At 48.0% G+C, this 25,397-nt stretch carries 17 protein-coding genes; 10 read left to right on the top strand and 7 right to left on the bottom strand.

Features of this window, described 5'->3' with window-relative positions:
• Positions 1-74: 74 nt before the first annotated feature.
• A complete protein-coding gene (locus STSP1_RS04640; RefSeq protein WP_123806984.1) occupies positions 75-1,229 on the bottom strand; it encodes a DNA-binding transcriptional regulator in 1,155 nt (384 codons plus the stop codon).
• A 110-nt stretch (positions 1,230-1,339) separates the two neighbouring features.
• Here STSP1_RS04640 and STSP1_RS04635 point away from each other — a divergent pair, with 110 nt between their 5' ends.
• Entirely contained in the window at positions 1,340-2,428 is a 1,089-nt protein-coding gene (locus STSP1_RS04635) for a uroporphyrinogen decarboxylase family protein (protein WP_085755230.1), read from the top strand.
• Between the two features lie 21 nt (positions 2,429-2,449).
• A complete protein-coding gene (locus tag STSP1_RS04630; RefSeq protein ID WP_085755229.1) occupies positions 2,450-5,377 on the top strand; it encodes a glycoside hydrolase family 2 protein in 2,928 nt (975 codons plus the stop codon).
• A 78-nt stretch (positions 5,378-5,455) separates the two neighbouring features.
• Here the strand turns inward: STSP1_RS04630 and STSP1_RS04625 are convergent, their stop codons facing one another.
• The 4 genes from STSP1_RS04625 to STSP1_RS04610 all read right to left on the bottom strand — a co-directional run bounded on the left by STSP1_RS04625 (position 5,456) and on the right by STSP1_RS04610 (position 10,657).
• Complete coding sequence (locus tag STSP1_RS04625; protein WP_085755228.1) at positions 5,456-5,917, bottom strand: hypothetical protein; 462 nt, start codon at positions 5,915-5,917, stop codon at positions 5,456-5,458.
• Positions 5,918-5,986: 69 nt separating this feature from the next.
• On the bottom strand, positions 5,987-7,474 hold the full coding sequence (locus STSP1_RS04620) for a retropepsin-like aspartic protease (protein ID WP_085755227.1): 1,488 nt from the start codon (positions 7,472-7,474) through the stop codon (positions 5,987-5,989).
• A 160-nt stretch (positions 7,475-7,634) separates the two neighbouring features.
• Positions 7,635-8,636 carry a 2-hydroxyacid dehydrogenase gene (locus STSP1_RS04615; protein ID WP_085755226.1) on the bottom strand — a complete coding sequence of 334 codons (1,002 nt, stop codon included), beginning with the start codon at positions 8,634-8,636 and terminating at the stop codon, positions 7,635-7,637.
• Between the two features lie 77 nt (positions 8,637-8,713).
• Positions 8,714-10,657, bottom strand: a complete 1,944-nt coding sequence (locus STSP1_RS04610; protein WP_226997514.1) for a sulfatase family protein — start codon at positions 10,655-10,657, stop codon at positions 8,714-8,716.
• Positions 10,658-10,887: 230 nt separating this feature from the next.
• Between STSP1_RS04610 and trmB the strand changes: the two genes are divergently transcribed.
• Both trmB and STSP1_RS04600 read left to right on the top strand, forming a co-directional pair.
• Positions 10,888-11,520, top strand: a complete 633-nt coding sequence (trmB, locus tag STSP1_RS04605) for a tRNA (guanosine(46)-N7)-methyltransferase TrmB (RefSeq protein WP_085755225.1) — start codon at positions 10,888-10,890, stop codon at positions 11,518-11,520.
• Positions 11,520-12,281 carry a DUF1638 domain-containing protein gene (locus STSP1_RS04600; protein WP_085755224.1) on the top strand — a complete coding sequence of 254 codons (762 nt, stop codon included), beginning with the start codon at positions 11,520-11,522 and terminating at the stop codon, positions 12,279-12,281. The genes trmB and STSP1_RS04600 overlap by 1 nt, the downstream gene beginning before the upstream one ends.
• A 439-nt stretch (positions 12,282-12,720) precedes the next feature.
• Here STSP1_RS04600 and STSP1_RS04595 read toward each other — a convergent pair whose 3' ends face one another.
• Positions 12,721-14,601: a sulfatase-like hydrolase/transferase gene (locus STSP1_RS04595; protein ID WP_085755223.1), complete on the bottom strand. Its 1,881-nt coding sequence runs from the start codon at positions 14,599-14,601 to the stop codon at positions 12,721-12,723.
• Positions 14,602-15,126: 525 nt separating this feature from the next.
• Here STSP1_RS04595 and STSP1_RS04590 point away from each other — a divergent pair.
• On the top strand, positions 15,127-16,059 hold the full coding sequence (locus STSP1_RS04590; RefSeq protein WP_085755222.1) for a dihydropteroate synthase: 933 nt from the start codon (positions 15,127-15,129) through the stop codon (positions 16,057-16,059).
• An 11-nt stretch (positions 16,060-16,070) separates the two neighbouring features.
• Positions 16,071-17,900 (top strand): bifunctional homocysteine S-methyltransferase/methylenetetrahydrofolate reductase, encoded by a 1,830-nt coding sequence (locus STSP1_RS04585; RefSeq protein ID WP_085755221.1) that lies wholly within the window; start codon positions 16,071-16,073, stop codon positions 17,898-17,900.
• Positions 17,901-17,977: 77 nt separating this feature from the next.
• Here STSP1_RS04585 and STSP1_RS04580 read toward each other — a convergent pair whose 3' ends face one another.
• The gene (locus STSP1_RS04580) at positions 17,978-18,595 is read right to left on the bottom strand and encodes a PEP-CTERM sorting domain-containing protein (RefSeq protein ID WP_161491606.1); all 618 of its coding nucleotides are present in this window, start codon (positions 18,593-18,595) and stop codon (positions 17,978-17,980) included.
• Between the two features lie 205 nt (positions 18,596-18,800).
• On the opposite strand from STSP1_RS04580, the gene STSP1_RS04575 reads away from it, so the two are divergent.
• From STSP1_RS04575 to STSP1_RS04560, 4 genes are all read left to right on the top strand, one after another.
• Positions 18,801-19,325 carry a sigma-70 family RNA polymerase sigma factor gene (locus STSP1_RS04575; protein WP_123806983.1) on the top strand — a complete coding sequence of 175 codons (525 nt, stop codon included), beginning with the start codon at positions 18,801-18,803 and terminating at the stop codon, positions 19,323-19,325.
• Positions 19,325-20,965 carry a FecR family protein gene (locus STSP1_RS04570; protein WP_085755218.1) on the top strand — a complete coding sequence of 547 codons (1,641 nt, stop codon included), beginning with the start codon at positions 19,325-19,327 and terminating at the stop codon, positions 20,963-20,965. The genes STSP1_RS04575 and STSP1_RS04570 overlap by 1 nt, the downstream gene beginning before the upstream one ends.
• Positions 20,966-21,031: 66 nt before the next feature.
• Entirely contained in the window at positions 21,032-22,957 is a 1,926-nt protein-coding gene (locus tag STSP1_RS04565; protein WP_085755217.1) for a LamG-like jellyroll fold domain-containing protein, read from the top strand.
• 50 nt (positions 22,958-23,007) lie between these two features.
• Entirely contained in the window at positions 23,008-25,257 is a 2,250-nt protein-coding gene (locus STSP1_RS04560) for a LamG-like jellyroll fold domain-containing protein (protein ID WP_085755216.1), read from the top strand.
• The last annotated feature ends 140 nt before the right edge of the window (positions 25,258-25,397 follow it).

Here is a 25,397-nt window from a genome sequence, read left to right as displayed (position 1 = left end):
ATAATAATATTTTACTCAATCCTACCAAATAATAGGCTGTGATTTCAAGAACAAAATCTTTATATTTGAAATTTTCAGCTGAATTGTTTGTTGTTTTTCCGGAAATTTGCGGGGGTTTCTCCTGCTGCCTTCTTGAAATACCTCGAGAGATGGTCCGGCTCGCAGAATTCTAAATCTTCCGCTATCCGAGATACCGGCAAATCAGTGTAGAGAAGTTTTTTCTTTATCAGCTCGATTCTGAGTTTCCTGATTTCGTGTTTAACCGATTTATTCAAATGTTTTCTAAAGAGCCTTTCAATCGTTCTTCTTGAAACGCAGCATTGCTCGGCAACATCCTGAACGGTGATCGCTTTTTTGAAGTTTTGCCTGATGTAGATCATTGCCTTCTGGATGCAGGGATTTTTAATGGCGAAAACATCTGTTGACTGTCTCTCAATTATTTCAACCGGCGTTATCTCTATCACCTTCGTCTTGGATCTTCCTTCTGTAAGTTCCTCAAGGTGTCCGGCAGCCTTGAAGCCGGCATTCTCGAAATTGAGTTCAATGCTCGAAAGCGATGGCGAAGAGAGCCTGCAAACAAGCTCATCATTATCTACCCCCAAAACAGCAGCCTCCTCCGGAACTTCAAGCCCCGCAATCTTGCATGCCTCAAGGATGTAAACAGCCCTGTCGTCGTTGCATGTAAATATGCCAAGAGGCCTGGGCAGCCCCTTGAGCCATTCTGCTGTCTGCCTTATCTCTTCGGGGAAAAAATGGCACTGCTGAAAATCCTTTAATCCAATCTTATCTTCAGAAATTCCGTTGGAGGCGAGGGTTTTGCAGAAGCCTTCAAAACGCTTCCCTGACCACGGCAGCTCGGAGAATCCGCAGTAGGCGAAATTTTGAAACCCTTTCCCGATAAAATAATCAGCAGCAGTCCGGCCAACCTCGAAGGAGCTGACCACAATAGTAGATTCTCCTTTTGCGTATTCTATCTGCGTGTCCAGTATTACCTTGGGAACTCTCGAACCGAGAAATTCTGATAATCGGGACGGATCATAGATAAGCAGGCCGTCAAAATCCTTCACCCCTACTGCTGAGCTGTATGCGGATTTGGGCGAATTGATATATGCCGGCGGATTTACAAGCACCTGCCAGTCTGAATAGTTTGAGCAGTATCTCTCAACACCTGCAAGAAATTTCCTGCCCGAGGCCCTTGAAGTGTCTATTGTAATCAGAATCTTTTTCAAAACATACCTCTTGTCGCAATTTGGCGATATTTTACCGCATTTTGGGCTTGGAATCAAGTTTTGATATGAGATAATAGCGTGCACTACAATTAACTGGAGAGCTTTTAATTATGGATATGCGCGAAAATATGCTCAGCTTATACAGGCGTGAGGGCTATGAGAAGGCCCCGGCAGGCTTTAATCTATGCCCGAGCAAGATTGAAGAGTTTCAAAGGAAACATCCTGAGGCCGAGAGCTATCAGGATTATTTCGAATTTCCTTACCGAATCGTTGTGGACCCGGGCTTTGGTTGGGCTTTTGAAAATAACGGCCTTCTGCCTGAGAGAAACGTTGACTGGAATGAATTCTATCCCGAGGGCTTCAGCCACCGCGTAGATTTCGATATCTGGGGAGTTGCCCATGAGGAGAACCCAAATTCAATGCATATGACTCAGATGCACCACCCTATGCAGGATTTTGATTCTGTTGAGCAGATTGAGAATTACCCCTGGCCGGATTTCACAGGAGTTGACTTTGAGCAGTTTGCGGATTCCTGCAGAAATATAAGAAGCAGGGGGCTCGCTGTTTTTGTGTGGATGGAGTGTACGATCTGGGAAACGGCATGGTATATACGGGGCATGGATAATCTGATGCTTGATATGACTATGGGCGACCCTAAAGCCTCGAGGCTTCTGGATATCATCACTGAAAAGGCCTGCTACAGAGCGGAGAAGTTTGCGGCAATGGATTCGGATATCCTCGGGCTCGGAGATGATATCGGTATGCAGAATACAACGATTATGTCTCCTGAGATGTATCGTGAGTGGCTTCAGCCGCGTTTGAAAAAGGTGATTGATGCTGCCAAATCGGTAAATCCCGACATCCTCATAAGCTATCATTCCTGCGGGAAAGCCACAGGCCTGATCCCTGAACTTATAGAGGCCGGGATAGACATCTTAAACCCCGTGCAGCCTGAATGTATGGATTTTGAAAAGGTTCACGCAGATTTTGGCGACAAGATCTCTTTCAACGGTACTATAGGCACTCAGCAGCTTATGCCTTTTGGAACGCCGCAGGAGGTTAAGGATCAGGTGAAGAAGAATCTGGATATAGCAGGGCAGAAGGGCGGGCTGTTTTGCTGCCCATCGCATGTTATCGAGCCGGAGGTGCCTTGGGAGAATATAGAAGCCTATGTTGAGGCTTGCAGGGAATACAAATAAGAATTTTTAAGGATTGCGAAAATGAAATTCAAGGGATTTGTTTTTTTAGCTTTTTCGGCTGTCTTTCTCAGCGGATGTATGACAGGCAAAGAGAACCAGAAGCTTACAGTGGCGGGAGTGGACAACCCTGTAATATCGCTTAACGGCGTGTGGAAATTTTCCATAGACCCTCCCGAAAAATTCTGGCAGAAAGGCTTAGACACCTCAGACTGGGCTGATATCAAAGTTCCGGGAGAGTGTCAGATGCAGGGATTTCCGATAAAAGCAGACACCCCCTTTGCATACAGGCAGAGCTTTGAAGTGCCCGAAGATTTCAGCGGCAAAAAGATCTCGCTGGATTTCCACGGGGTTTACAGCTACGCACGAGTATGGGTGAATGGTGAGTTTTTGCGGGAACACTTTGGCGGCTTTACCAAATGGAGCTGCGATATAACAGACCTTGCAGAGCCCGGACAAACAGCCGAGCTTGCAGTGGAGGTGGTTGACAGAAGCGATGATATCTCCGGAGCAAGCGATTATGCAAAGCATAACATTGGCGGTATTCTAAGAGATGTTGAGCTCAGCGCTGTGCCTGTTCAGCATTTTGAAAAGCTGCATATCGAAACAGAGCTGGACGAAAAATATAAGGACGCGCAGCTGAAAATAAACTACAGCCTTTCCCGCTCAGAGCCCTCTGATGTGCTCTTCAGGCTTTTAGACGATCATGGCCAAGTGATAAAAAAAGAGAAGCTCGCTGAGGCACAAAAACAGGGCACTGTATTGATGGATATCCAGTCTCCAAGGAAATGGAACAGCGAAAGTCCATACCTCTACACGCTCTCAGCAGAGATTGTCGAAGGGGGCAGGGTTTTATATCGCTGCCCGGAGAAAGTGGGCTTCAGGGAAGTGGAAGTTAGAGGCGAGAAGCTTTATGTAAATGGCGATGAGGTAAGGCTTAGAGGTGCCAACCGGCACGATCTGCACCCCGAGCTTGGAAGATGCGCAACCGCAAAATATGACAAGCTCGATGCCCTGCTCGCAAAACAGGCAAATATGAATTTCATCAGAACATCTCATTACCCCCCAACAGAGAGATTCCTGGACTACTGCGATCGTTACGGGATTTATGTGGAGGATGAATCGGCTATATGCTTCCAGTACAAAGGCACCTCGCAGAATAAGGATAAATTTACCAGCCGCTATCTATCTCAGCTGAGGGAAATGGTAAACAACCACCGCAATCACCCGAGCGTGATAATATGGTCTGTGGGCAATGAAAGCACCTACGGAAAGAATTTCCAGAAATCCTACGACTGGATCAAAGCCAACGATAAAACAAGGCCGGTGATGTTCAGCTTCCCAAACACCGTGCCGGATAAAAAGAAGGTGTACGACATCCTAAGCCTGCATTATCCAAAGTGGCACGGCAATGATAAAGTGCAGGGCTTTCCAATCAAAGATTTCGACCGCAGCGGGATGCCCGTTATATATGATGAATGGGCGCATGTTGCCTGCTACTGCACCGACAGCCTCAGGGTAGAGCCGAACATAAGGGCGTTTTGGGAGAGAAGCCTTGATAAGATGTATGCCAATCTGCTCAAATCAGGAAGCGGTGCAGGCGGAGCGATCTGGGGGATGATAGACGAAACATTCTTCCTGCCTGAAGGCCTGCCCGGCAGGGGAGAGATCTGGGATAATCAGGGCAAGAACGGCAGCACTGAGGCCCGCGGCCCAGCAATCGGTTATGGCGGATGGGGGATAGTGGATCCTTGGAGGAGGAAGAAGCCGGAATTTTGGAGAACCAAGAAGGCATACTCGCCTGTGAAGATTCTCGAAAAGCAGGTTGATGAATTTACCTCGGGCGAACAGCTCAAGCTGAAAGTGCATAACAGATTCAACCATACCAGCCTCAGCGAAGTCGCTGCTGAATGGCAGTATATGGGCAAATCAGGATTTGCATTTTCAGATATAGATGCCGGCGAAGAAGGCCTGCTGTCTCTGCCTGCATTGAACTGGCAGGGCGGAACCGAGCTTTCAGTCAAGTTCTTCAAAGACAGGAGGCTTCTCGACAGATACAACATTCGAATCGGAGAACAGGGCAGTAAACTCCCTGCAATAAAAGAAGACGGCAAGATAACTCTCCAGAGAAGCTCTTCGCAAACGAGAGCCAGAGGCGAGAACTTTGAGCTCGTTTTAGATAAAGAGGACGGCCTGATAAAAGACCTCAAAATTGGCGGCGAGCTGGTTATAAAATCCGGGCCGCATCTGAATATCAAAATCTTTGAAAAACTCGGATGGAACAGCCCGATAAAAGCCCTTGCCGGCAAGAAATGGGAAGTGGAGTCTTCGAGCTGTTCAGTTAAGAAGGGCGTTTTTCTGGCAGATATAAAGGGCAGCGCAGGGAAGATTTCAGCGGAATTCAAATTCCGGATTAACGCAGCGGGCGTTGCAGAGATTGAATGCAAAGCGACAGGTCTGCCTGAGGGCAAACACATAAAAGAAGCGGGCTTTAAATTCATCACAGCGGATGCCGAAAAGGTGAGCTGGGACAGGGAAGGCTATTTCACGGCTTATCCGGAAAACGATCTTTCCCCTCAAAAGGGCTCAGCAGATCTTTCTTATGCCCCTGAGATGAAATACAGGAAAAAGCCCGAACACCTCTGGGTATATGATACGCAGGACTTCTTCTATTTCGGCACCGACAAGCGTTTTCCGCTTAGCAGGCTCGCCCGCGGGCTAAAGGAAAATATCTACCGCTATTCTGTCTTTTACGAAGGCGGCGGGCGGCTGGATGTGTTGAGCGATGCGAATCTCGGCTGCCGATACAAAAGAGAGGCCGGCAAAGATACACTTATCATAAACAGTATCTGGGACTACCCCGACCTGCAATGGGGCAACTACGCAAAGTTTATAAAAACAAAGAGCAGCTTCTCTGCAAAGGCTGTAATAGAGCTTAAGCAAGACCTTTAGGCTTCAAGGCTTTGAAGGGAAAATCAGTTTCAGCCAGTTTCGGCCGGCAGGATAAATCCTCTGCTCAGATTCTGCCGGCTATTCGCTGTCAACTTTGCTTATCACAAGCTCGAGGAGTTTATCGAGCCCGTCCCAAGCCTTTTTGCTGAAAGTGAAGGTTTTAGTTTGCCCTTCGCTGGTGTATTCAACAGTGAATTTCCCGTCAGACTTAAAATTCGTGTAGTCAACCGCTTCAATCTGGTCGAATGGGATCTGTGTGTCTTTGTCCACGGTGATTTTTTCATCATCGGCGTAGATGCGTTTTTTCCTGAAGAGCATATAGCCCGCTGCCGAGGCGATCGCTGCCGGCAGCCCGAAAAGCCAGAACTGCTGATTAAAGATCAGCGTATGATCGGGCTTTCCATCAACTGTATGATCATCAATGAATCCCTGATTCATATGGCCGTCGTAGGTGAACCAGCCGGTAAGAATCAGAAAAACTATTGCAGCAATTCCCCAATTGCCAATACGATACGAACTGTACTTTATTTCAAGAGACATAGAAACCTCACGTTTAGACCGAAAACTGCGGGTAATCTTAGCAAAGAGTCTGTTATAATCAAGTTAATATTAAAACTCTTTCCATTCAGCGGCGAATTCCGCAAAATCGAGCATATTCACGATATCATCAGGCACGGGATACGGAGCCAGATCAGCCTTCTGCACATAGCCGGGCTGGCCGTATTCGGTGAGCCAGTAATTGCGGAAGAAATCGAAATCGGCCATATCAACTGCTCCGTCGGGGTTTTCGGGGGCAAAATCGGCCGGCACGAACGGTACATCACGCGGGATAAAATCGATGGACGGGTCGTCCTGAAAGCCAATTCCCCCGCCGTTTAACACTAAATTAAAATCGTTGAACAGATTCGTCCCGATTATCCCGTCCAGCGTTCCACCTTCGGGTGAGGGCACATCATGCACTACCACAGGAACGTTTTTAAATTCGAGCCAGTTCCCAAGAGCGGGAATCGTTATCTTGTCTATAACAAAGCCCGGGAGCATTATCACATCTCCGGTAACGCCGGAGGCGTACAGCTCGAAATCCGGATTCATCGGATCAAGCCCGAGCCTCGCTGCCACCCTGTTGCCAACTATCGTAGCCTGAGCTCCGGTATCGAACATAAATCTGTCTTTGTCATAGGCGAGGTTGCCGTTGTTTTCCATATCAACAGCAGAAACAAACATAAGGCTCTGAGAGCTCATGCCCTGGATAACCGAAGGCGAAGAGGGGCTGAAATCCCCGCCGAGCCCGTCAAGGCTTGGGGTGTAGGAGATCATCGCAGCGCCCAGCGGCCTGAGCTCAAGGGGTATGCTGTTTGGATATTCCGGTATTTCGGAATCGTAGTAGTCGAATACCTCCAGCTTCGGCCCTGAATAGCTGCGTGAATTCTTTTCAACCGAGATCTGAGTGTCCATATCTATCGTAACACTCCAGCTTGCCGCCATCGGGCAGCCTATCACGGTGGGCAGGTCAGGCTCGTCCTGAGCGGGGGGCTCGCCGGCAAGAACGGCAAAATTCGAAAGCCCCACCATATCATCCAGCGATAAATCGCCGGTTTGTTCGTCTATTGAGCCAAGGCCGGCGATATAAACGCCAATCGGCTTGGAAACGAGGGTGTCAACATAGCCGGCAATCCCGCCGATTGTCATATAGTTGCTGGTCATATAGTAGTAGTCGAGGCCGAGATTCATTCGCTTTTCATACCCGAAAACCATCGAGGATGCGCCGGTATCAAACACGCCCACCTCATAATTTTGATTTGGATCTGAAATCAGCGGCCCTCCCCTTACATAATGCTCCTTCACGGCCTCATACTCCAGATCCTGCTTCCTCTCATTGGTAAGCGTTACGGCGGCATAAGGCACAAACCCGATTACTGAAGGCGAATCAATGAGGTATGGATTTCCTTCGGCCTCGCTCATTGCGGAGATTTCGGGTTTCTCGGAAAGCCATCGCACAGCCTTTATCTCAAGGCCTCCCGGGAGATAGCCCTCGCTGTTTTTACCGGCCGATAAGAGAGCCGCAAAAACCAAAATCAAAACAAATATTTTCTTCATAATTTCCTCTCAGAGTTTTTTATGATTATAACAGCCCTAAAGCTAAATCAAAAATTTTATTTGGATAAGCGCATAAAAAAGGGCTCCGAATCCGTCCGGAGCCCTTGCCGTTGTTACATTGCCGTGTTTGATGCACGTAGGAGATTCATTATCCTGTAATTCATACGCACTTGGGGCAGATCTGGTTCGGGCATTCCTCGCCCCGTTCCACCATCGCAACGTTGCTCAGTGTGGTATCTGCGATCTGTTCGAGGGCGTTTTTCGTGAAGAATGCCTGATGCCCTGTTACCAGCACATTCGGGAACATCAGCAGCCTTGCGAAGGTGTCATCGGTGATGATTTCGTTTGAGAGGTCTTCAAAGAAGAGCTCCTCTTCCTCTTCGTAAACATCAAGGCCGAGATATCCGATTTTCCCGCTTTTCAGCCCTTCAATGGCGGCCTTGGTATCAATCAGTGCCCCGCGGCTTGTATTGATCAGCATCACATTATCGCACATCTGATTTATGGCGTCTGCATCAATAATGTGGTGAGTCTGCTTAACAAGAGGGCAGTGAAGGCTGATGATGTTGCAGGTTTTCAGGAGCTCATCCAGCGGGAGATACTTAACCCCCATCTTCTCGCATTCCTCGTTGATATACGGGTCGTATGCGTAGAGCTCGCATTCAAAGCCCTTGAGTATCTTAAGAACAATCTCGCCTATCTTGCCTGTTCCGATTATACCCACCTTAGACTGGCTCAAATCGAATCCAAGCAAGCCTTGAAGCTCGAAATTGCCCTCTCGAACCCTTGACCTTGCCCGGCAGAGATTCCTGTTCAGGGCGAGGATCATAGCGATTGTATGCTCTGCCACTGCATTCGGTGAATACGCCGGCACGCGAACAACCTTGATATCGTGTTTTTTTGCCGTGCAAAGGTCCACGTTGTTGTAGCCTGCGCAGCGAAGTGCGACAGTTTTCACTCCCCCCTCAGCTAGTTTCTCTATTGTCTCTTCGCCGAGGTCGTCGTTTACGAACGCACATACCGCCCCGAAGCCCTCTGCCAGATGGGCTGTTTCAGGGTTAAGACGCTGCTCGAAAAACTGAATCTTATGCCCGTAGCTCTCGTTGAGCTTCTGCATAAAATTCTGCGTGTAGGTTTTGTTGCTGAATAATGCTATCTTCATATTTCCCCCGTTTTGAGCGAATATCACACAATCCGCTACGAGCCTGAGGCGGTCAAGTTCTAATACTCTCTCTGAAATTACGGCGTAGGCTTGAGCTCCCTGCGGTCTTTATTCACTTTAATGCCCTTTTGCTTCTGTTCCTCGCTGTAAAGTTCCGAAACCGGCAGCTTGCCCAGGTTTATCAGAATAGCCCGAACCTTGGTGCTGCTTTTATTTTTCTCGAGCAGTTCGGCCTTTTCCATCAGTTTCTGTTTTGTTTTATCGTGCCAGGTCATCGTTTCAAGAGAAGCAAAAGCGTAATTATCACCGTTTTCCACAAGCTCATTTACCAGTTTATCAAGCGCCTTTTCGTATTTGCCGTAGTAGCAGCAGGCCTCAGCGGCCATCATAGCCACCTGCTGATTATCATCCTCCATCGCCTTCTGAAGCTCCTTCGGGCACATCTCCGCTGAGAGCTCGTTCTTAGATGCAATCTCAGCAAAGCCCACAGCCCCCCAGAACCTTATAGACGGGTATTTGCTTTTGAGCCTTTCAGAGAAGCTGGTTTTATAGTATGTTTTCGCCTCGCTGGCCTGCTCTGCAGCCTTGTGAAGCTCATCAAGGGGGTATCCTGCTTTTCTAACCCAACTGTATAAATCAATGCTCTTATCACGAGTGGTTTCAGGGAAGAAGCCGAGATCACCTGTTTCTCTTATATGTTCTGAAACCTTCTTACGAAGCTCGGTAAGCTTTTGCCTGTGTTTGCTCTGTTCTGCAAGGTTGTCGAGCTCTTTTGGGTCTTTCTCGATATCGAAAAGCATCTCGTGCGGGCCAGGCCTGTATGGCTGGAGCCATTTGTCGTTCTTCCCGCCTGAGAGCACGTAATCATCCCATCCAAGATTTGCCGGCATCCCCCACTGATAGAAATTTCTCAGGCAGCGGGGCTTATGCGGGATATAGCTGCGGATGTATTTGTATTTACCGTCGGTAACGGTTCTTGCTGGGTCGTAGTGGCTGGATTGATTGCAGCGGAACCCAAACTGATACTCCCTTGGCTCCTCGGCATATTTGCCCATAAACGCCTTGCCCTGCATATGGCTCGGTTTTCTCTCGCCGATAATGCTGAATATTGTCGGGGCGAAATCCACGAATCCCACAAGCCTGTCTGAAACCGTGCCCGGCTCGAATTCCACAAGATGCCTCCACTTCGGCGGAACATATATAATAAGCGGAATATGCAGGCCAGTGTCATAAACAAAGCCCTTCCCGCGGGGCAGGCAGCCGCCGTGGTCGCTGTAGAAGAAGATAATCGTATCATCAGCGAGCTCTTTCTCGCGGAGGTGCTTGAGGAATATCCCAACCCATTTATCAATATCCTGCACCCCCTCAAGATGGAAGGCGTAGTCTGAGCGGGTCTCCTCAATATCCGGAACGTGCTCGGGCAAATCGAGCTTGCGCGGCATAATCCCGTCTTTAGAGAAATCTCTGCGTCCCTCAAGGGTGAACGAGCGAACACGCCCCATATGGGTGGCAAATGCGTTGAATATCGAGAAGAACGGCTTGCCCTTGGGCCTTTTGCCGCTGTCGTATGAGGCCTTCTTCCAGCACTCATCCCACATCTCCCAGTGGTTGTGTTTGGTGTTGTAGTCTGTCTTTTTGTTGTTGGTGCAGTAATAGCCGATCTTGCGAAGATAGTTGGGATAGAAGATGTCGTCCGGCGTTTTGAACCGTCTCCGGTGAAAATCCATGCCGTATTTCGTGGCGTAGCAGCCGGTGATAAGGCTCGAGCGTGCAGGGGAACACTGAGGCCCCGTTGACCAAGCATTGGTAAACTTGATCCCCCGCTCTGCAAGGGAGTCTATATTTGGCGTTTTAACGGTTTCGTTGCCGTAGCAGCCGAACTGATAGTAGCTTGTATCTTCTATAGTCAGCCAGAGGAAATTCGGCATATCCTGCCCGCTGCGGGCAGAGAAAACATTCCCCGCCAATCCGGCGACACCTAAACCAACTGCGTTTTTGAGAAAACTTCTGCGACTTTGCACGATAATCTCCTTAAAATTTGTTTCAAATAAATCATAATCATAACATTTTTACAATAAGCTGGCAAATCAGCAGCGTGAAAAATTGCTGCAGCAGCGCATTTATTATGTTAATGTAATCAGGCAGGCTTAAACGGACATTTTTCCCGCTTTGCTTCGATTTGTTTTAACGGTAAAGTTCAATATAATTGCCCTGCTTCAATTTCAACTTTTAATTATCACAGGATAAATCAATGAGAACAGTAGGCCAGTTAAGCGAGAATTTTATCATAAAACCGGAAGATTATGAGGGCTTCATAGATTTCAGCGGCGATGTTTTCGCCAGCTCAGGACCTCTGCATATTGAAATCGGCTCGGGGAAGGGCACGTTCCTCGTTCATCAGGCATCCGCTGAACCGGAGGTGAATTTTATCGGTATCGAATGGGCAAGGAAATACTACCGCTACGCCGCAGACCGGATGCGCAGATGGGGGCTGACAAACGTTAGAATGCTTCGAACCGATGCTGCTGTCTTTATCCGCGGGCATATAGCAGACCAAAGCGTTGACTGCTACCATATATACTTCCCCGATCCGTGGCCCAAGGCAAAGCACAATAAACGCAGGTTCATCAGCGAGAAGAACCTCCCAGAGCTTATCAGAACGCTAAAGCCCGGCGGGATAATAAACGCTGCAACAGACCACGATGATTATTATGAGCAGATTTGCAGGGTGCTTTTTGAAAGCGGGAAGGATGATTTCGAAGAGATTGAATTTATAAAGCCCGCAGGTGCCGAAGAAGGCGAGAAAACAGGAACAAATTTTGAGCGTAAGTATATTCCTGAAGGAAGAATCACAAAAACAGCTGCCGTTAGGAAGAAAGGATAATGATGCCGGAATTACTCCCAGATAAATGCCCGCTGGAAGGGCAGAAAAGATTTAAGCTGGTATGCTGCGAGGCCCTTCGGCGCGAGGCTTATCTCTGCGCAGCGAGGAGCAGGAACATTGTGGATATCCAGTTCCTGAGAAGAAGCCTCCACGATACCCCCGAAATGCTCAACGAAACCCTCGCCAAAGCCTTGGCAGGCACTAAGGACAGCGAGGGCAATGAGTATGATGCGATCCTGCTGGGATACGGCCTCTGCAGCAACAGCGTACTGGGGATCAAGGCCGATGTCCCGCTGGTTATCACGCGTGCTCACGACTGCGCCGCAATACTGCTGGGCAGCCGGCACCGCTACCAGCAGCTTTTCGATTCGGAGAAGGGGATATTCTGGTATTCACCCGGCTGGATTGAAACCTGCCTTATGCCCGGGCAGGATAAGCACGAGAAGATGAGGCAGGAGTATGCAGAGAAATACGGCGAGGACAACGCCGATTACCTAATGGAGATGGAGCAGAGCTGGATTCAGGAATATTCGAAGGCGTTTTTCGTGAAGTGGCCGGAGTTTGAAACGCTCGAATTCGAGGAATACACAAAAAAATGCGCTGAATACCTCGGATGGGAGTATCGAAAAATAGAGGGCAGCAGTGAACTGATGCAGAAGATGTTCGACGGCCGCTGGGATCGGGAAGATTTCCTCGTTGTACCCTCAGGAGAGGTGATTCATGAAAGCGTGTGCGATGATAAAATAATGGGCTGCGGATAGATTTGCGTCCTGTGGCGAGCTGCAAGTCCGCCTGCGGCGGATGGCTCGTTGCAAAATCATTAGTGAAAAATCAGCGGAGATTAGTGGTTAGTAAATCCTTAGTGAAAAATTAGTGTAGATTAGCGGCTGAAAAATTTTCTCTCCGCCTTTTCCTATATTAAATATTTAACCTGTAAATCCTTGCCCCGTAGCCAAAGCGGTTCGGGGATGTAAATCCTGTCAAAAAAATATCCCCTCCGTTTCCTCTCCGCCTCCGGCGGACAGGCTCTCCGCCTGCGGCGGGGGAGGGCACGATGCCCGCGAAGGGATTTAAAAGGTTACTATTTTTTGAGGGGTTTGCCGGCCTTGCAGCTTCGTCTTATTTTTGTCCTTGTCATATTCGTCCTAATTCGGCCTTCGGAGGCGAACCTGATTGTTCGCCCCCAGATTTTTAGACCTCTCAGGCTGATTCTATCTGGCTGTAGATTTTATTCACCCAGTCCGGCCCGCCGGCTTTTTTCTTCGGCAGATTCTGCATAAGGCTCATCGTTTTAGCTTTATCCATAAATCCCTCGAGGAAAAGCATCTGCACGCTGTTGGCTGCTGCAAGGCGGTGGTAGTAATTATCTGCATGGCAGGCATCTTTAAGCACCTGCTCGGCTTGGCTGTGTACCCCGAATCTCAGGAGGGTTTCTGCTGCTGGAATCTGCACATCAAGCTTTTCATCTTTCAGCAGTTTCTGGATTGTCTGTATATGGGGTCGTGCTTTCCTGCCGAGAATGAGATAGCCGGTTGCCGCCCAGTATCTGATTATCGGGCATTTAGCCCCTGCGGCCATCTCAAAAACCGCCATCTTTTCGGGGTCGCCGTCTGAGGCGATTTTGGCTATCTCAGCAATACGCTGAATCTGATAATCCTTAGACTGCGCAAAATCATAAATCGTTCCGTATTTCTCTGCGATTTTCTCAAACATACCCTCGGGGATAAATCCTGCATCTCTGGTCTTAACAATCTCGTTTTTAAGCTTTTCTTCAAGCTCCCTTTGTTTGGAGGCGTTTTCCACGCTGTAAGCGAGATTGTTCATTTCGTGAGGGTCGTCCGGTATGAAGTACAGCTCTTTTCCGGGCTTTTTCTGCCAGTATCGAGCTTCCTCCCAGCTGCACCTTCCCTGTTTGTATTCTTCATACCACAGCCCCATAATATTCTGAACTCGGAAAGGATATCCGTACTGCTGCCCCCATGGACGGTGCGGAGTGTAATTGCGGACATAGCGCCATTTTTCCGTGCGCACGGCACGCACTGCATCATATCGCTCATCCATACGGTTTCTGTAAAGATAGGCATACTCGCGTTTTGGCTGCTTATATTTGCCGAGGAAAGCCCTGCCTTCGTAGTTCTCAGGGGGCTTCACGCCCGCAAGGCTCAGCACTGTAGCGGGGAAATCTGCAAACGTTACCACATCCTCGCACCACTGCCCGGGCTTTACTGGAGCCAGATGCTTCCATTTTTCGGGAAAATACACAATAAACGGCACACGCGTCCCTGAGTCGTGGATGTTTCGCTTGCCTCGAGGCAGAGCGCCGCCGTGGTCGCCATAGTAGAAGATGATGGTATTCTCAGCCTCGCCGGATTTTTTGAGCTCTTCAAGCTTATCACCGATCCACTTGTCCATCAGCGTCATATTGTCGTAGTAAACTGCAACGTTGTATCTGATTTCTTTAGTGTCGGGGTAGTAGGGCGGGAGCTTTACCTCAGATGGGCTCAGCCTCGGGGTTTTCGGTATTAGCCCCTTATCTCTTCTCTGCTTTACCCTGCTGTCTGTTATCTGGCCTTCGTGGGAGATTGTGGTATTAAAAACGGCCATAAACGGATTGCCCGCAGGCCTATTTTTGTAATGGGCGTTCCAACTGCATTCATCCCATATATCTCTATCGTTCCATGGGAAATTGTAGTCAGTCTTTTTCTTGTTTGTGCAGTAGTACCCTGCCTGCTGGAGAAGCTCGCCATAGGTTTTGAGGCCTTTGGGAATCTCTACACTGCTTCTGTGGTTTTGCAGGCCGAGAGATGATGCGTACATACCCGTAATGAGCGTCGATCTTGCCACAGAGCATACCGGCGCATTAGCGAAGGCGTTTTTGAATCGAACGCCGTTGAAGCCGAGCTTGTCGAGATTCGGCGTTTTGGCGTTTTCATCGCCGTAGCAGCCCAGATAAGGGCTGTTGTCTTCGCTGGTAAGCCAGAGTATGTTTGGTCTTTCCTGCTCAGCGGCAAACAAATTTACTCCTGAAGCTGCGAGGAATGCCCCAAGTCCGCAGCTTTTCACAAAATGCCTTCTGTTCATATCTAAACCTTTAAATTATAACTGTAAAAATAATTAACCCTTACAAGTATATTGCATAAACCGCAATTTTTTTACGCATTTTCCTTTAACAATCATTTTTTAATCAAAATTTTCTTTGGTTAAGGGATATAGAGTTTAACTAAGCAGCTCAAATTTTACAGAAAAATCAAATTTTTTAGAAAAACAAGTAGTATTGCTTGGCGGCTTCGGTCGATTTTCATTAAAATGAAAAATGTTTTCCTTGAATTATTCTGCTCCTTCAGTAAAACCCTTGTTTATTCGCCGGCAGGCTGATTTTAAACGGTTTTGGGTTGTTTAAAAATCCTGTACGCCTTATTAAGGGTATTTTCATAAACCTGCTGCGATCTTACGGGGCGAAATCGAATCCGGCAGAAAAAAAGGCGGATAAAATGAAAGTCTGGCTTGACATACCTGCCTTAGGTTTATAGACTGCCTCGCTATTTCTTTGTCTTATCTTACTTTATTTTTGCATTATTTTGCTAAGAAAGGGGTTGTAAGATACCTATGACGAACTCAGTTAAAGACATTATAAAGATCGGAGAATCTGTGCACGCCTCTATCCCCTCAATGAACAGGGTGATGAAGGTGGTGTTTGAAAATGCTTCTGGAAGCGAGGAAGCAGTGGAAAAGATCTGCGAAAAGATTCGCCAGCAGGCGGAAAACGGCGCAGACTACATAGAGGTAAACGTTGACGACTTCTATGCAGAGGATTCTGCCCGCGCAGAAGAAATGATGCGTCAGTTTGTTCAGCTCACTGCAGAACACGGGCGGGGAGTGCCGGTATGCGTGGACAGCAGCAACGATGAGCTGATTATTGCCGGCCTTGAGGCTTGGCAGGAAGCCGGAGCGCCGGAAAGGCCTATGGTGAATTCAGTTAAGCCTCATAATATGGACAGGCTCTTCGAGCTTTCCCGCAAGATGCCGTTTGTTTTTATTGCTCTTATTATGATTGAACAGGGCAGCAGCGCTGAGGAAGACCTTGAAAAGAGCGTTTCCACAGCGGAAATGATATTCGATAAGGCAATCGAATACGGCTTCAAGCCCGAAGAGATGTACTTCGATACATCCGCCTTCCCGCTGGCTATTGATTTGCCTATGAACCCAGGGCAGCCGGGAAGAACTTGGCTTGCATTTGAAACGATCAAAGCAATTAAGAGCAATCCCAAGTTTGAAGGCGTTCGCTGCTCGCTTGGTATAAGCAACTGCTTCCGAGATATCCCGGGCTCGAAAAATGCCATAGCGGCTGCGTATCTGGGAGTTGCGCTGGAATACGGCCTGGACGCAGGAATTGTGAACGTTTGCGGGAAGCTCTTAGAAACCGAGCCGGACGAAAAACTAACAGATATGGTAAGAAAGTTTGCTTCGCTGGACGGCAGCCCCGAAAAACTCGGCGATGCTATGACAGCAATAAGCACTTACTGCACTGAAAACAGGTAAAGGAGATTGTTATGCCAATTGAAAATTTAGTACAGAAGGGCGTTGTAATTGGGGACGGTGCTTTTGGTACGATGCTGTATCAAAAGGGCGTTTTCATCAATGCCTGCTTTGAGGAACTCAACCTCACAAAACCGGATCTAATCAGAGAGATTCATACTGAGTATGCCGCAGCGGGATGTGATTTCCTCGAAACAAACACCTATGCGGCAAACAGCATCAAGCTTGCAGGTTTCGGTCTTGCAGACAAGGTGGAAGAAATAAATATGCGTGGAGCGGAGCTGGCGCGTGAATGTGCGGGCGAATCCCTTGTGGCAGGTTCTGTGGGCTCGGCCTCCACTGCAAGCGATGCCGCAGAGAGCGATAACTACCTTGATGATGTGCGAAGGGCGTATGCAGAGCAGATAGCTGCGCTGGATAAGGCCGGCGTGGATCTTCTGGTTTTCGAAACATTTGCAGATGTAAACGCTATGCTTGCTGCTCTGGATGCCGCTGCTGATAATACAGACAGAAAAATCATCGCTACCCTCCGCCCGGCTTTGAACTGGCGTGAGCGCGGAGCAGAGCGAATTAAATCCGCTCTTGCAAGAGTGGCGGAAAGGGAAAACGTATTCGCCTGCGGCTTCAACTGCGGGATGGGGCCTTCGGATATGCTTGAGCTGCTCGATGAAACCAGAGAGCTTACAGACAAGCCATTCTGCATCCAGCCGAATGCAGGCCTTCCCCAGAACGTTGACGGGCGTAGCATCTATATGTGCACGCCGGAATATATGGCGGAATACTCCAAGCGGATGTATGAGAAAGGCGCCGATATTATAGGCGGCTGCTGCGGAACTACTCCCGAGCATATAAGCGAGATTGCCAAGGCGGTTAAGGGCGTTTCAAAGGCAGACCAGAAGGCAAGGGTGTACAGCGTTAAGGCATCCGGGCAGGATGAAAAGCTCGAAAAGCCCGTTGTTCCTCTCGAAGAGAGAAGCCTTGTGGGCAGGAAGCTTGCGAATAATGATTTTCTAACTACAGTGGAAATCACTCCGCCCAGGTCTATTTCGCTGGAGTCCACTGCGGAGAAGGCCGAAAAGTGCAGGTCTGCCGGGGTGGATGCTATAAATATCCCCGATGGTCCGCGTGCATCATTCAGGCAGTCTGCCCTTGCAACTGCTGTTAGAATAAAGCAGGCCGGCATATCGCCTATCCTCCACGTATGTTCGAGGGATAAGAATATTATTTCGCTTCAGTCTGATATGCTTGCTGCTGCCTCAATGGGCATAAACGATATGCTCTTTGTAACCGGAGACCCCCCGAAGGTGGGCGATTATCCCGATGCAACAGGCGTGTTTGATGTGGATGCTATCGGCATGGCAAGGATGGCAAGAATGCTCAATTCCTCAAGGGATATAGCGGGCAGCGAGGTGCCCGATGCCACAAAAATGACAATCGGCGTGGGCGTGAATCCCGGGGCGAACGATTTCGAGAGAGAAATCGAACGTTACAAAATGAAAGTGGAAGCCGGGGCAGAATACTGCGTTACCCAGCCCGTATTCGACTTGGACACGTTTTTCCGCTTCACAGACGCCATAAGCGGCTACGAGATCCCTGTTATTGCAGGAATATGGCCGTTTACAAGCAAACGGAACGCTGAATTTATGGCAAATGAGGTGCCCGGGATAGTTGTGCCCAAAGAGCTGATAGACAGGATGGGCAAAGCGGACAACAAAGAAGACGCCGCTAAGACAGGAATCGATATAGCCAGAGAATCCATCGAGGCAATACGCGATAAGATTGCAGGCCTTGCCGTGAGCGCACCGTTCGGGAAAGTGGACCTTGCGATTTCTGTAATTCAGTAGCGATTGAAGCAAACAATTGAAATAAGAAAGCCGCTGTTGAACGATTCAGCGGCTTTTTCTTAAATCTAATCTCTGTATTATGCCCTGCGTTTTCTGATAAACGCACCGCCAAGCCCCAGAAGGGCGATAGTTGCAGGTTCGGGGGTGATTGTGAGCGTGAAGTTTTCGCCTTCTGCGAAATCAGAATCGTTTATTTCGTATGTCCCCGGATTGAGCCCGAGTCCGGAAATAGTGTTGTTCTCAAATATTGCTGTCCCGCTTACTTGAACTATATTGTTTTCGTCTATGTCTGCGTCATCAAACCCAAGTTGTTGAGTTTCAATACTCGTGTCACTGGCGTATAAGAACATAGTACTTCCAGAAAAGCTGGATGCAGAGACCAATTCGCTTGTACCGAAAACAGTTACTTGTGAGTCAAAGTCTGTAATAAAAGTTAAATCGCCTGTGCTTTCGCTGCTTGCAAATACAATAAAAGGTTCTTTGGGGTATAAATTCGCTGCCGAATCACCGCCAGATCCATCTCCTGGCCTATACTCTACAGAACCGGAATCATAAAATCTCGTAAGATCGAGACTGCCGCTAAACGTTGCCAAAACATCCCCGTCCTCAGGATAAATATTCATTATTATCCCTGCGGAGTAGGCCTGCTGAATGCAAGCAAGAGCAAAAACGGCAGTAACCAAAAAACGTTTCATCTGCAAATACCTTTCACAACTAATTTGCTTGAAGAATAAGATAGACATTCATTCATTTATGGCTTAAATTAACAAGCCTTATTAAATTATTCAAGAAAAATTACATAAAATTTGAAAAATTTTCTAAACTTAAATTTTTTTTGTAAGGAATTTGCAATTGGAGGGAATACTATGTGAAAGCAAATTTTTATTTATTTGGTTTGTTATGAAAAACAAGGCTCAAAAAAGCCAGGAAGAACTTACAGTACTCTGGACCAGAGCCCAAAGCGTTGTAGCGGGATTTATTTCAACTTTGGTGCCTGATTTTCAGGATGCAGATGATATCCTTCAGAATGTGGCTGTTATCCTCGTGAGCAAATTCGACGAGTACGACCGAAACCGCTCTTTTACTTCGTGGGCAGTTGGTATTGCCAGGAATGAGGTGCTTCGGTACTACGAAAGAGGCAAGGGCAGGGAGAAATGCCTCTCGCAGGATGCGATAGAGCAGCTCGAGAAGGTGTACTGTCAGGAAAATGAGAACTTAACCTCTCTTAAGACTGAGCTGAATAGATGCATTTCCAAACTCAGGGGCAAATGGAAACTGGTCGTAGAGCTGCATTACTACAGCGGCCTTGCGCCGGGAAGAATTGCCCAGAAGCTCGGGATGACTACAAACAATATTTACGTTCTGATGCACAGGATCAGGCTTGCTCTGAAAGACTGTGTGATGAAGGCCTCGGGGATGAAGTGATGGACAGCAGTAATATTGAAAAACTCATCACCCTTTATCTCATAAACAGCTCAGAGCTTTCCGTTCAGCAGCTTGAGGAGCTCTCAAATTGGATTGAAGAAAGCAGGGAGAATGCAGTTTATTTTGCGAAAGCCGCATATCTGCACAGAAACATCCACGACTGTTTATGCAGCAGTGCGATAGCTAAAGGCCTTGAGGACACTGCCGGCTTTGCCTGCGAAAACAATCATACAGAGAAAGCAGGGCAGAGCGAGCTGGATAAAATTGCCAGAAGCGAGGAAAAACAGCCGCCACTGCCGAAAAAATCGCAAAATTCTCGTCAGATAAACTTCAAAAAACCTGAGCCTCATAAAACAGAAAGGCGTTATTCAAAGGGCCTCCTTGCCTTTGCGGTATCCGGCGTTGCGGCAATCCTCTTTCTTGTGATATATGCGAATTTCATTCCAGTTCAGGCAGGAAAGCTAACGCAAACCCATAATGTTCACTTCAGCGATGATACCAAGATCGGCGAGAATAATGAGATCTATGCAGACAGATATGTGCGGATTTTCGAGGGGATTGCAGAGTTTGAGTTTATCAGCGGAACGAGGGCTGTTGTAGAAGGGCCTGCTGAGGTTCGCCTTACAGGCAAAAACAGCGCATTTCTCAGCTACGGGAAGTTTTTTGCTCAAGTTCCTGAAAGGGCCAGCGGTTTTAAGATTCAAACTCAAAACTGCGATGTAGTTGACATCGGCACTGAATTCGGTGTTGAAACGGGCATAGACGGACAGACAACTGTTCAGATGATAAAGGGCTCTGCTCAAGTCAGTTCCAGTCAAATCCAGCAGTCTATCAGCGGTACCGCCGCCAGAAGCCTTGATAAGAAGGGCGAAATCTCAAGCACAGATCCGGATACATCAAAATTTGCGAGAAAAATCAATATTGGCAGTCTCGGGGTTTGGAGAGGCCAGAGTATATCGATTGCGGATTTAGTTTGCGGAGGCGACGGCTTTGGTTCCGGAAAAAGATCCAGCCTCTTGCCCCTCAAAGACGAGTGGAAGCAGAAGATGGAGGCAGGGGACGTTTCCAAGGTGCAGAGAATGCCCTATCAGGTTTTCAAAGAATTTCCAGAAAACCAGTACGTTGACTGCATATTCTCATCAAACGGCGAAAGCGAATCTATCAAGATAACTTCCAAAGGCCTTAAAACAAAAGCCCTGAGGCTCTCGCAGGGAGATTCATTTTGGGGCATAGCTGCGGGAAGAGAAGGCTCAAACCTCCCTGTACAGTTTAACAAGAATTTCTTTACAGTGGAGAATGAAGAGGTGGTTGTGTTTACAGCCAATCTGGGATTTACGCTAGACCTTCGCAGGATAAGAAATACGGTGAGGCCTCTCAAGCTTGACGGATTCAAAAGCGGATTTGACATTAAACCGGGCTCAGAAGCCCACGAATCAAAGCTTGATGTGTTTGTTCTCTTCGACGGAGAGCCGGCATTTTCTAAGATGGAGATTGTCCCCGAAGACAAGCAGTTTGAACTGGATATAACTATCCCTGAAGACGCCAGATACCTAACCCTTGCCCTCTGCGACGGCGGAAATTCCAACGGCGGGGATAACGGAGTGTTTATGAATCCTGAAATTGAATTGAAGTTCGAATAGCGCAAAGATGCGCTGTTTCTTTTAGTCGTTTAATAATTTTAATGTTCTTATTTTAAGGAGACCTAAATGAAAAAGCTATTAATTTTAACGCTGCTTGGCTTTGCAGCAACGACGGGGCTATGCTCCACATTCAGCTCTGACGGGAATCTGGATTTCCCAGATGAGGTGTTTACCGACGGGATTTTGGTGCAGGCTGAAAATCTGGGCAATCCGACCAAAACGCTGGCAGGAATGGGTGGTGATTTCCCATGGGCTGCATACTACACCAATACAACCCAGAACGGCGTCTGGTTTGATGATCCTGTGGACGGGGCAAAGTATGACAACAGCTACGACGCCGAAGCCAACGATGTAGTTAAGAACGTTATCAGTTCAGGACTGCAATCCGGCTGGAACGGATCTGTAACTATCACACTTGAAGATCTCGAGGCGGGCTCTGATTATCGGATTCAGGTTCTGGTAGGCCCGAGCTGGAGCTGGTGCGGATATGACCTTATCCTCCCTGTTGACGAAGACGGAAACTCGTTTCTGGACTCAGGGGGTAATGATGGTGCCACCGGAGCTACGGCAGATATCATCCGAGGAACTTGGACAGCTCAGGCTGCAGAAGAGACTGTTGAAATCGATTTTAACGACGGCGACGGCTCTCAGGGTTTTGTGATGGGGTTTGTTCTGCATAAGATGGTTCCTGAAACCTCAACAGCTCATAATCCCGCTCCGGAAAATGGCGCAGCAAATCAGGAAACTGATCTTACGTTAAGCTGGAGCAAGGCTCTTGACCAGGAAACAAGCCTGCCGAGAACCGATATCACAGACCACTTTGTCTATGTTCATACAGAGCCTAATATGCCTGCAGGCGGGCTTACACCCACTACAGTTGCCGATTCAGGCGGAACATTTACAACCTATAGCCCCTCTGGCCTTTCCCTAAATACCGACTACTACTGGAGGGTTGATGAATCCGTGAACGGCTCTGCCGCAGGCGATCCTGAAACAATCACAGGCCCTTGGTGGAAATTTACAACCAAATCAGGCGCTCCTACTGTTACAATGCAGCCCGAGCCGAGATACTATACTGCCCCGGGAGATGATACCGCTATAACATTCGAGCACAAAGACGTAACCAGCTTCCAGTGGTACAAGTATGTTGACGGCGTTTCAGATACTGCCCTGTCAGACGGAGCAGACTACGCAGGCACAACCACTGATACTCTCACAATCCTTGATACCCAGCTTGCTGATGAAGGCGATTATTACTGCGTTATCAGCGGAAACGGGCCGGACGCCCAGACAAACAACGCAAAGGTTTGGACGGAACGCCTCTGGGCATACTATCAGTTCGAAGGCGATCTTACAGACAGCTCGCTAAGCGGCTACGACCTTACTGCAAGCCAGCCGACATATCAATTCGGCACAGGCCTCGGGGGCGGATCTGCTCTGGAAACTACTCTGGAAGGCGATAACGCCACGTACTACTTCGACCCAACTGAAACTCTGGATCAATATACAGTGATGATGTGGGCAAAGGCAGCAGATGCTGAGGCGATTGGCGATTACGATGCCGTTATAAACAACGGCGATTTCCAGCTTGGATACTATAACGGCGATGTTGCAGGCGTGGAAGAGATTTCAGAATGGTTCCATGTAGCACTCGTTTACGACGGAGAGTTTTCAAGGGTATTCGGTAACGGAACGCTCAACAACGAAAATGAGAATTTCGAAGGCGATTTTGAAAAGATTCAGATCCTTCACAACCGCGCCGAGAGCAATACCTTTATCGGCCTTGCTGATGAAGTGAAGATCTACAACTATGCCCTAAGCGACGAAGAAATTGCTCAGGAGTATATTGATGTTGCCGGCGGAACGACCTGCCTGTATCCAATTCAGTACGACGTAAACGGCGACTGCAAGATCACCCTCGTTGATTTTGTTCAGTATGCTCTGGAATGGAACAACTGCGGACTGTACCCTGCATCTGCGTGCAGCGAGTAATGTTTGAGCAGTATAAGTTAGAAATGTAATTTAAATATCAGGAGAATCTAATGAAAAGATATATAATTTTAATGATGGCTCTAATGCTGGCTCTGCCCGCTTTTGCGGCTACGGGAACTTTTGATGCAACTAAAAACGCTGATCTATCCACTCTTGTTTCGACTGAAGGTGCATTTGAAAGAGCCCATAATATGGGTGTTCTCAATGAAGGCGCAGAAATACCTCAGATGGGATATATAAGCGGCGTTCCCTTTACAGTGAATGACGAGAATGTAACGTTGGTTGAGCCGATTGATTATTCGCTTCCCAACCCTAACCCTGCGCAGACTGGATACGCACTCAATGTTGCAAAGTCCGGTTATCAAGGCTGGAAAGACTTCAGATTTGCTTCAGAAGACATAGACGGCCTGGAAATCGGCGCACAATACAGGCTTGAAGTGTACTATATGTATCACTGGAGCTGGGATTGTAAAACAGGCCTCACTATTACTCTTCCTTCTACAGGAGATCAGTATCAGAAGAGAGAGCATTCTAACGGCGGCCAGACTTACCTTGCCGAGCAGGGCTTTGTTTGGACAACAGAAGCAGCTGATGATACCAACTCCGACGGATATGCGGAAATCTCTTTCCAATTCAGCGGGCATTTGGGTAGAAGCCACGATCAGGATAGAGGGCATCTGATTGGCTATCAAATCAGAAGAATCGATCAGAATGTTGCAGGAATCGTATCTCCTGCAAGGGATGCTGATCTTGTACCTACCGATACAGAGCTGCACTGGATAAGCACTGAGGATAATGTTGAATCTTACAATGTTTACTACGTTGATGCTTCTCTGAGCACCACAAACGAGCCGAATATTATCGACCTTGAAGGAACAATGGAGAACGTTGCTTACACCGACGGCAACGAATCCCTTACACCTGCCTCCAGCTTTGATAACGACACCAGATACTTCTGGCGAGTTGATCAGGTGCTCACTGGCGGCGATGTTATAAAGGGTGATGTCTGGACATTCACCACAACCCCTCTTTCACCCGTAATAACTGACCAGCCGGATAATACAACGGTTAATCCGTATGAAACGGCAACTTTCTCTGTGGCGGGCGATAATACTACCGGATACCAGTGGTATAAGTACATTGAGGAAGGTGAAGACCAGATGCTCGTTGACGGGGCAAGGTTCTCCGGCACTGACACCTCCGAGCTTACGATCTCAGACGTTATATACTCCGATGAGGCTCAGTACTACTGCGTTCTCACTGGCTTGGCAGAACCTCCAGCCCAGACGAATAACGCCTCGCTCACAGTAAACATCGATACTCAGGGCTACACTAGTGTGGCCGAAGGCGAAACCGGAATAATCGAAACTACAGAGCTCGACGGCGCAAGCTATCAGTGGTTCAAGTATGTTGACGGTGTTTCAGATATTGCCCTCACAGACGGAGCGGACTACGCTGGCACGCAGACCTATCAGCTATCTGTGCTGGATTTCTCAACAGCGGATGAAGCCGAGTATTACTGCGTGATTACCGATGCAGTTCACTCTTCTAAGGCCAGCGGCAATTCTGAGCTCGATATGAAAGAACTGCTCGCTCATTACAAACTCGAGGCAGACGGCACTGATGAAACAGGCAGCTATCCTCTCGCTGCTGAAGGCGGAGACCCGAATTCTTTTGAAAGGTTCGCCGGCAACAACGCCCTCCACTTCAACGGCTCAAACTACCTCGATAATCAGTTTGCCTCAGAGCAGACTTTCCAGAACTTCTCAGTTTCCATCTGGGCCAAGACATCCGAAGTTGATCAGCCTGGCTGGACAGGTTTCTTTAGCAACGACAGCAGCTCAGACGACTTCCAGCTTGAATGCGATGGTGGAACATGGGAATACAACGGAGCTGGCGGAAGCTTAGTTCTAGCCGATGTATATCCTGATGAGTGGATCCATATTGTGATGTGCTGCGACGGTGCAGGCACAGACTTCTACGTAAACGGCGTTTACGAAGGACGTTCTGGATCTGTCGCTAATAATTTCGGCAGTATAAGCGTTGGCTCAAACAGGGGTCGGAATAATTTATTTACAGGCGATATCGACGAGGTTAAGCTCTTCAACTATGTTCTCAGCAACGAAGAAGTTATAGACCTTACAAACTACGATCCTGATGCAAATGTGGTAGAATGTCTCGACAGGCCGGAATTCGATATTACCGGACCTGAAGGAGTTCCTGACTGCAAGCAGGATATCTATGACCTCAGACTGCTTATGGTTGAGTGGATGGAAAACAACATCTATCCGCAAAGCTGATAAGTTTCACTAAATTAAAAGTCTCCGAATTGAAGGCGGAAGGGTATATCTCTTCCGCCTTTTTTTGGGTTTGCCCTGAATGTTCATTAACTTGGTGGTGTGAGTTTTTATGATTAGGACATAGAGGACAAGGCGGACAG

The sequence above is a fragment of the Sedimentisphaera salicampi genome (assembly GCF_002117005.1).
Classification (GTDB): Bacteria; Planctomycetota; Phycisphaerae; order Sedimentisphaerales; family Sedimentisphaeraceae; genus Sedimentisphaera; species Sedimentisphaera salicampi.
The sequence above is the reverse complement of the archived record's forward strand: the minus strand, read 5'-3'. Positions and strand labels throughout refer to the sequence as shown.

Bases quoted from the DNA above. Each gene is read 5' to 3' on its own strand.
- STSP1_RS04590 (WP_085755222.1), top strand. From the start codon at position 15,127: ATGACGAACTCAGTTAAAGACATTATAAAGATCGGAGAATCTGTGCAC.
- STSP1_RS04570 (WP_085755218.1), top strand. From the start codon at position 19,325: ATGGACAGCAGTAATATTGAAAAACTCATCACCCTTTATCTCATAAAC.
- STSP1_RS04630 (WP_085755229.1), top strand. From the start codon at position 2,450: ATGAAATTCAAGGGATTTGTTTTTTTAGCTTTTTCGGCTGTCTTTCTC.
- trmB (WP_085755225.1), top strand. From the start codon at position 10,888: ATGAGAACAGTAGGCCAGTTAAGCGAGAATTTTATCATAAAACCGGAA.
- STSP1_RS04620 (WP_085755227.1), bottom strand. From the start codon at position 7,474: ATGAAGAAAATATTTGTTTTGATTTTGGTTTTTGCGGCTCTCTTATCG.
- STSP1_RS04600 (WP_085755224.1), top strand. From the start codon at position 11,520: ATGATGCCGGAATTACTCCCAGATAAATGCCCGCTGGAAGGGCAGAAA.
- STSP1_RS04625 (WP_085755228.1), bottom strand. From the start codon at position 5,917: ATGTCTCTTGAAATAAAGTACAGTTCGTATCGTATTGGCAATTGGGGA.
- STSP1_RS04580 (WP_161491606.1), bottom strand. From the start codon at position 18,595: ATGAAACGTTTTTTGGTTACTGCCGTTTTTGCTCTTGCTTGCATTCAG.
- STSP1_RS04575 (WP_123806983.1), top strand. From the start codon at position 18,801: ATGAAAAACAAGGCTCAAAAAAGCCAGGAAGAACTTACAGTACTCTGG.
- STSP1_RS04615 (WP_085755226.1), bottom strand. From the start codon at position 8,636: ATGAAGATAGCATTATTCAGCAACAAAACCTACACGCAGAATTTTATG.
- STSP1_RS04585 (WP_085755221.1), top strand. From the start codon at position 16,071: ATGCCAATTGAAAATTTAGTACAGAAGGGCGTTGTAATTGGGGACGGT.
- STSP1_RS04565 (WP_085755217.1), top strand. From the start codon at position 21,032: ATGAAAAAGCTATTAATTTTAACGCTGCTTGGCTTTGCAGCAACGACG.
- STSP1_RS04595 (WP_085755223.1), bottom strand. From the start codon at position 14,601: ATGAACAGAAGGCATTTTGTGAAAAGCTGCGGACTTGGGGCATTCCTC.
- STSP1_RS04635 (WP_085755230.1), top strand. From the start codon at position 1,340: ATGGATATGCGCGAAAATATGCTCAGCTTATACAGGCGTGAGGGCTAT.
- STSP1_RS04560 (WP_085755216.1), top strand. From the start codon at position 23,008: ATGAAAAGATATATAATTTTAATGATGGCTCTAATGCTGGCTCTGCCC.